Origin of the sequence: Halomonas sp. ATBC28 (genome assembly GCF_005937175.1) — a bacterium.
Taxonomy (GTDB): domain Bacteria; phylum Pseudomonadota; class Gammaproteobacteria; order Pseudomonadales; family Halomonadaceae; genus Vreelandella; species Vreelandella titanicae.
Window position 1 is genome coordinate 1 of record NZ_VCQL01000193.1, and the last position, 393, is coordinate 393.

1 pseudogene is annotated in these 393 nt (G+C 53.2%); it reads left to right on the top strand.

From position 1 onward, the window contains the following. Positions 1-393, top strand: a pseudogene (locus E0L35_RS26000) (ribonucleotide-diphosphate reductase subunit alpha); the annotation flags it as partial.

Here is a 393-nt window from a genome sequence, read left to right on the forward strand (position 1 = left end):
AAGGTGAAGATATCACCCTGTTCAGCCCGTCCGACGTACCGGGGCTGTACGACGCGTTCTTCGCCGATCAGGAAGAGTTTGAACGTCTGTATACCAAATATGAGAAAGACGACAGCATCCGCAAGCAGCGTGTGAAAGCCGTTGAGCTGTTCTCGCTGATGATGCAGGAACGTGCGTCTACCGGTCGTATCTATATTCAGAACGTTGACCACTGCAATACCCATAGCCCGTTTGATCCGGCCATCGCGCCAGTGCGTCAGTCTAACCTGTGCCTGGAGATAGCCCTGCCGACCAAACCGCTGAACTACGTCAACGACGAGAACGGTGAAATCGCGCTGTGTACGCTGTCTGCTTTCAACCTGGGCGCAATTAATAACCTGGATGAACTGGAAG